This window comes from Vibrio qingdaonensis (assembly GCF_026191675.1).
In the GTDB taxonomy this organism is placed as follows: Bacteria; Pseudomonadota; Gammaproteobacteria; order Enterobacterales; family Vibrionaceae; genus Vibrio; species Vibrio qingdaonensis.
This window is the reverse complement of sequence record NZ_JAKRRY010000038.1, coordinates 42,870-49,999: the sequence shown is the minus strand read 5'-3', so window position 1 is coordinate 49,999 and position 7,130 is coordinate 42,870. Positions and strand designations below refer to the sequence as shown.

Genomic DNA, 7,130 nt, shown 5'->3' with positions numbered 1-7,130 from the left:
TGCATTAGCAGGGCTTTTTTTCGCGATGTCGAGGCTAATTACTTAGCTGGACGAGCCGCACGTTTACGTTCGTTTTCAGTAAGAAGCTTCTTACGAATACGAATGCTAACTGGTGTTACTTCTACTAGTTCATCTTCATCAATAAACTCTAGAGCTTGCTCTAGTGTGTGCTTGATCGGTGGCGAAAGAACCTGTGCTTCATCCGTACCAGAAGCACGAACGTTAGTTAGTTGCTTACCTTTCAGACAGTTTACTGTTAGGTCGTTTGAACGGTTGTGAATACCGATGATCTGACCTTCGTATACTTCATCTGCGTGCTCAGCAAACAAACGGCCACGCTCTTGTAGGTTAAACAATGCATAAGTCAGTGCTTTACCTGTTGCGTTAGAGATAAGTACGCCGTTGTTACGTTGACCGATTACGCCACCTTTGTGTGGACCGTAGTGATCAAATGAGTGATAAAGAAGACCTGAACCTGATGTCAGTGTTAGGAATTCCGTTTGGAAACCGATAAGACCACGAGAAGGCATCATAAAGTCCATACGTACACGGCCTTTTCCATCTGGAGCCATATCTGTCAGCTCACCTTTACGTAGACCGATATTTTCCATGATACCGCCTTGGTGCTCTTCTAGAACATCAATCGTTACCGTTTCAAATGGTTCTGTTAGGTTGCCGTCTTCATCTTTCTTGATGATAACTTCTGGACGAGATACTGCTAGCTCGAAGCCTTCACGACGCATGTTTTCGATCAGGATAGAAAGGTGAAGCTCACCACGACCTGAAACACGGAAACGATCTGGGTTATCTGTTTCTTCAACGCGTAGTGCAACGTTGTGTACCAATTCTTTCTCTAGACGCTCAAGAATGTTACGTGACGTTACGAACTTACCTTCTTTACCCGCGAACGGAGAAGTGTTTACTTGGAATGTCATTGTTACTGTTGGTTCATCAACAGACAGTGGCGTCATCGCTTCAACATTGTTCACATCACAGATAGTGTCTGAGATTTTTAGCTCGCCTAGACCTGTGATAGCAATGATATCACCCGCGTTTGCTTGATCAACTTCATGGCGGTCAAGACCTAGGTAACCAAGAACTGTACCGACTTTACCGTTACGTTTCTTGCCTTCAGCATTGATGATAGACACTTGTTGGTTTGGCTTAACGCTACCACGAGTCACACGACATACACCGATAACACCAACATATGAACTGTAGTCTAGTTGAGACACTTGCATTTGAAGTGGGCCATCTAGGTCAACAGCTGGTGCATCTACTGTGTCAACAACCGCTTGGAACAATGGTTCCATGTTTTCGCCAGTGACGCCTTCTTCCATCGTCGCCCAGCCGTTAAGTGCTGATGCGTATACCGTAGTGAAGTCCAGTTGCTCATCTGTCGCACCTAGGTTGTCGAACAAATCAAAGATTTGGTCCATAACCCAATCAGGGCGTGCGCCAGGGCGGTCAATTTTGTTGATAACAACAATTGGCTTAAGGCCGTGAGCGAAAGCTTTTTGCGTCACGAAACGCGTTTGAGGCATTGGGCCGTCAACAGCGTCAACGATCAACAATACAGAGTCAACCATAGACATAATACGCTCAACTTCACCACCGAAGTCCGCGTGTCCAGGAGTATCAACGATATTAATACGGTAATCGTTCCAGTTGATCGCTGTATTTTTAGCAAGAATGGTAATACCACGTTCTTTTTCGATATCGTTCGAATCCATCACGCGTTCTTCTGCTTCACCACGAGATTCCAGAGTACCGGATTGCTGTAGCAATTTATCAACTAGGGTAGTTTTACCGTGGTCAACGTGCGCGATGATCGCGATGTTTCTTAACTTATCAATCTGTGGAGTAGACATGGGTTTTTCTTTCACTCATTAGAGGCTGCCGCTTGATTGCTGCTAGCTGGATTTCAAAAACGCTCAATAATATACCAGATAATAGGCTAGACCCAAAAAATATGTGATCAACTTCGTTGAAATTTTTCTAATTCAGCATTTTTCTTGGCAAAATTGTGCCCCTCTTCCTTCGTATTGTCAGCGCTAAGCGTTTGATTAAGGTTGACATCAATTCAAAAGCCATGCTGAATGTAGGGGCGCTTGATTCAACTTGGTGCAAAAAAATAATTTTGCACCAAAATAGTGCTTACAATGATCATTTTGGTGCACAGAAAGGACCAATTTGGTTCACAAAAGAATCAAGCCAATGAAAAATAAAGGATTTATTTTTTGGCACGGTTTTAGCTTTATAGAAATCAGCATCGATTAACGCACTTCATTAAGCAGACGTTAATCAATGCCGATTACTCAAATCGAAGCTATTAAACCGTATTAATAACACTGGAGGTTATCCAAGATGTCCGTAGAAAATGTTCTATCGCTGATCCAAGAAAACGAAGTGAAATTCGTTGACCTACGCTTTACTGATACTAAAGGTAAAGAGCAACACATCTCTATTCCTGCACACCAAATCGACGCTGACTTCTTTGAAGAAGGTAAAATGTTCGATGGTTCATCTGTTGCTGGTTGGAAGGGTATCAACGAATCAGACATGGTCATGATGCCTGACGCAGCAAGCGCAGTTCTTGACCCATTCACAGAAGATTCAACGTTGAACATCCGTTGTGACATCCTTGAGCCTGCAACAATGCAAGGCTACGATCGTGATCCACGCTCTATCGCAAAACGTTCTGAAGAATACCTACGCGCAACGGGTATTGCAGATACTGTTCTTGTTGGTCCTGAGCCAGAATTCTTCCTTTTCGATGACGTGAAATTCAATACTGACATGTCAGGTTCTTTCTTCAAGATTGATGACATCGAAGCAGCTTGGAACACAGGTTCTGATTTCGAAGGTGGTAACAAAGGTCACCGTCCAGGCGTTAAAGGTGGTTACTTCCCAGTTGCTCCTGTTGATTCGTCTCAAGATATCCGTTCAGCAATGTGTCTAGTCATGGAAGAGATGGGGCTTGTTGTTGAAGCTCACCACCATGAAGTAGCAACAGCGGGTCAAAACGAAATCGCAACTCGCTTCAACACGCTAACAGCGAAAGCGGATGAAACTCAAATCTATAAGTACGTGGTTCATAACGTTGCTCATGCATTTGGTAAAACAGCAACCTTCATGCCGAAACCACTGGTTGGCGATAACGGCTCTGGTATGCACGTTCACCAATCTCTTGCTAAAGACGGTGTTAACTTATTTGCTGGTGACAAGTACGGCGGCCTATCTGAGATGGCTATCTACTACATTGGCGGTATCATCAAACACGCTCGTGCAATCAACGCGTTTGCTAACCCATCAACAAACTCGTACAAGCGTCTTGTACCTGGATTCGAAGCTCCAGTAATGCTTGCATACTCTGCACGTAACCGTTCTGCTTCTATCCGTATCCCTGTGGTACCAAGCCCTAAAGCACGTCGTATTGAGCTACGTTTTGGTGACCCAGCAGCGAACCCGTACCTATGCTACTCAGCAATGCTGATGGCTGGCCTTGACGGAATCAAGAACAAGATTCACCCAGGCGAAGCAATGGATAAAGATCTTTACGACCTTCCAGCAGAAGAAGCAGCAGAAATCCCAACCGTTGCTGAATCTCTAGAAGTGGCGCTTAAAGCTCTAGATGCAGACCGTGAGTTCTTAACAGCTGGCGGCGTATTCTCTGATGACTTCATCGATTCTTACATCGACCTGAAATCAAAAGATGTTGAACTGATCAACATGACAACGCACCCACTAGAGTTCGAACTTTACTACTCTGTATAATTCGAATTCAGGCTGTAAGTTGCAGTCTTGCAATCATTAATAAAGCTCGCCTCGCAGGCGAGCTTTTTTTTATCCAGTCAAAGACCCAGTCACGCTACCCTATGAATGAATTCCGCTATCCCCATAAACCATGTAGGAGATCATCATATGAAGGGCCTTTGGTTAGTATTACTGTTCAGTCTTTTCTCACACGCCAGCAGCAGTATTGATGTGTTTGTCTGGACCGATAAACAAGGCGTCCTGCACTTTAGCGATACACCCGATCACCCCAATGCCCAACGAGTCAACATGCCCAATATGACGCCACCGTCTCCTGAGATCACTCACGTCGAAGGCACTAAAGACCGTGAATATCTCCCTTTTGCTGGAGACAACCATCAAAAGGCTAAACCTCAAGCTCTCAGCATCCGCATCACTTCTCCTGCACATGACTCAACCGTTCGCAGTAATCCAGGGTTTATTGAAGTCACGGGTGATATTAGCCGTCCACTGGCGATCGACGACAAACTGCAATTATTACTCGACGGCAAGCCTTACGGCGCGCCAAAGACCAACCCTTACTGGTCATTAAAGTATGTCGACCGTGGTACACATACGCTAATGATTCAAGTTCAAAAAAACGGCAAGGTTATTGCATCATCCGATACTATCACTGTGCATTTACATCGTACGACGGTGCAATAGCAATACCGACGGCGTTCTCGCTTTTACTCGCTGACAAATTGCGCCATACTTGAATGACCAGTTGCACCATTTTGGTGCTTGGTAACATTCAAACATGTGCAGTGCACCAATAACGAGCAGAGTAAGGGAAGCGAGTGCCAAATAACGAACTGACTAACGCCATATTAAATAATGTCGTGACAGCAACACTCATGTTGGATGAGTCTCTAACGGTTCGCTACGCTAATCCCGCAGCGGAGCAACTTTTTGCTCAAAGCTCTAAACGCTTGGTGGATTCGCACCTTTCTCAATTTATACAACACGCATCTTTAGATTTAGCCCTTCTCACTCAACCGCTGCAAAGTGGACAAAGTATTACCGACAGTGATGTCACCTTTGTTGTTGATGGCAAACCCTTGCTTCTAGAGGTGACCGTGAGTCCGATGTCTTGGAATAAAGAACTAATGCTGTTGATTGAAATGCGCAAGATTGGTCAACAAAAACGTCTCACTCAGGAACTGAATCAGCATGCTCAGCAACAAGCTGCCAAACTATTAGTGCGAGGTTTGGCACACGAAATAAAGAACCCTCTTGGCGGGTTACGCGGAGCCGCACAACTCTTATCTAAAATGTTGCCCGACCCGAACCTCAATGAATACACCAGCATTATTATTGAGCAAGCCGATAGACTCAGAGCTTTAGTGGATCGCCTACTAGGTCCACAAAAGCCAGGAACAAAAAAAGAAGAAAACTTACACCTGATTTTAGAGAAGGTGCGCCAACTGGTCGAATTAGAAGCAGGCACTCAACTCTGTATTGAGCGTGACTATGATCCAAGCCTGCCACCGATCCTCATGGATACTGACCAAATTGAACAGGCGCTATTAAACATTACCAGTAATGCCGCGCAGATCCTCGCGCAACAAGATAATGCAAAAATCACATTGCGCACCCGCACGGTTCATCAGGCCAATATCCATGGTCAAAGGCACAAGCTGGCGGCTCGTATTGAAATCATCGATAACGGCCCCGGTATTCCTGCCGATTTACAAGATACCTTATTTTATCCCATGGTCAGCGGACGCGAAGGTGGCACCGGGCTCGGGCTCTCAATTTCACAAAACTTGATCGACCAACACAATGGAAAAATAGACGTAGAAAGTTGGCCCGGTCGTACCATTTTTACTATTTATTTGCCTATCTAGCGTGATGATTAGGCTTGCTGTAAGGACGTTTGGCTATGAGTAAAGGATATGTATGGGTCGTCGATGACGACAGCTCAATACGATGGGTGATCGACAAAACCCTATCGTCAGCAAATATAAAATGCGAAACCTTCGCAGACGCAGAAAGTGTGTTAATGGCGCTCGAAAGAGAAGTACCTGATGTTTTAGTGTCAGACATTCGCATGCCGGGGATGGATGGCATCGAACTGTTAAATCAAGTCCAAAAAAGAGCGCCTGATCTTCCCGTCATTATCATGACCGCGCACTCAGACTTAGACGCCGCGGTCAATGCCTACCAAAAAGGCGCATTCGAGTATTTACCAAAACCATTTGATATTGATGAAACACTGACTCTCGTCGAGCGAGCGATTGCGCATAGTCAAGAACAGAAAAGTTCGTTAACGGCTGATGAAGTCATTGCGACTGAAGCGCCTGAGATCATCGGTGAAGCGCCGGCAATGCAAGAAGTATTTCGTGCTATTGGTCGACTATCGCGCTCCTCCATCTCTGTACTGATTAATGGTGAATCGGGCACGGGTAAAGAACTGGTTGCTCACGCCCTACACCGTCACAGTCCACGCGCGAGCAAACCTTTCATTGCTCTCAACATGGCGGCGATACCCAAAGACCTCATTGAGTCCGAATTATTTGGCCATGAGAAAGGCGCGTTTACTGGGGCAAATAGCGTACGCCAAGGGCGCTTTGAACAAGCGAATGGTGGCACCCTATTTTTAGATGAAATTGGCGATATGCCGCTTGATATTCAAACTCGTTTACTTCGTGTGCTCGCCGATGGGCAATTTTATCGAGTAGGCGGTCACTCGGCGGTAAAAGTAGATGTTCGTATTGTCGCCGCCACCCATCAGCATCTTGAAAAGCTTGTGACTAACGGTGAATTTCGTGAAGACTTATATCACCGTCTTAACGTCATACGAATACACATACCCGCATTGCGTGAGCGTAAACAAGACATAGAAAAACTCACCTACCACTTTTTGTCACTCGCCGCTGAAGAACTGGCTGTCGAATGTAAGTCATTAAGCTCAGACACGGTCGATATTCTCAACAAGCTCGAATGGCCGGGGAATGTCAGGCAGCTTGAGAACACCTGCCGTTGGCTGACGGTAATGGCGAGTGGCAGTGAAATTCTGCCAAGCGATCTGCCCCCGGAGCTGCTTGATGAACCAAAAAAATTCGCCGAGACAGAACACGGTGACTGGCAACACCTGCTGTCAAATTGGGCAAAAGGGGCGTTAGAATCCGGCGAGTCTGAAATTCTCAATAAATCACTGCCACAGTTTGAACGAATTCTACTGGAAGCCGCGCTTAACCATACAAACGGTCATAAACAAGATGCGGCTAAGGTATTAGGTTGGGGTAGGAATACACTCACCCGAAAACTAAAAGAGCTCTATTAGTCCCTTCCCTGCATAAAATACACCTCGTACGATATTTAGGTAATTT

At 45.5% G+C, this 7,130-nt stretch carries 5 protein-coding genes; 4 read left to right on the top strand and 1 reads right to left on the bottom strand.

Annotated elements, in window-relative coordinates; all coding sequences use genetic code 11:
• Positions 1-38 precede the first annotated feature (38 nt).
• Positions 39-1,871 carry a translational GTPase TypA gene (typA, locus tag MD535_RS21000; protein WP_265676984.1) on the bottom strand — a complete coding sequence of 611 codons (1,833 nt, stop codon included), beginning with the start codon at positions 1,869-1,871 and terminating at the stop codon, positions 39-41.
• A gap of 496 nt (positions 1,872-2,367) precedes the next feature.
• Between typA and glnA the strand changes: the two genes are divergently transcribed.
• From glnA to glnG, 4 genes are all read left to right on the top strand, one after another.
• Positions 2,368-3,777, top strand: coding sequence for a glutamate--ammonia ligase (gene glnA, locus MD535_RS20995; RefSeq protein ID WP_265676983.1), 1,410 nt, complete (start codon positions 2,368-2,370; stop codon positions 3,775-3,777).
• A gap of 147 nt (positions 3,778-3,924) precedes the next feature.
• Positions 3,925-4,461: a DUF4124 domain-containing protein gene (locus tag MD535_RS20990; RefSeq protein ID WP_265676982.1), complete on the top strand. Its 537-nt coding sequence runs from the start codon at positions 3,925-3,927 to the stop codon at positions 4,459-4,461.
• Positions 4,462-4,595: 134 nt separating this feature from the next.
• Complete coding sequence (gene glnL, locus MD535_RS20985; RefSeq protein ID WP_265676981.1) at positions 4,596-5,645, top strand: nitrogen regulation protein NR(II); 1,050 nt, start codon at positions 4,596-4,598, stop codon at positions 5,643-5,645.
• Between the two features lie 35 nt (positions 5,646-5,680).
• Positions 5,681-7,084 carry a nitrogen regulation protein NR(I) gene (gene glnG, locus MD535_RS20980; RefSeq protein WP_265676980.1) on the top strand — a complete coding sequence of 468 codons (1,404 nt, stop codon included), beginning with the start codon at positions 5,681-5,683 and terminating at the stop codon, positions 7,082-7,084.
• Positions 7,085-7,130: the final 46 nt, after the last annotated feature.

Bases quoted from the DNA above. Each gene is read 5' to 3' on its own strand.
- MD535_RS20990 (WP_265676982.1), top strand. From the start codon at position 3,925: ATGAAGGGCCTTTGGTTAGTATTACTGTTCAGTCTTTTCTCACACGCC.
- glnG (WP_265676980.1), top strand. From the start codon at position 5,681: ATGAGTAAAGGATATGTATGGGTCGTCGATGACGACAGCTCAATACGA.
- glnA (WP_265676983.1), top strand. From the start codon at position 2,368: ATGTCCGTAGAAAATGTTCTATCGCTGATCCAAGAAAACGAAGTGAAA.
- typA (WP_265676984.1), bottom strand. From the start codon at position 1,871: ATGTCTACTCCACAGATTGATAAGTTAAGAAACATCGCGATCATCGCG.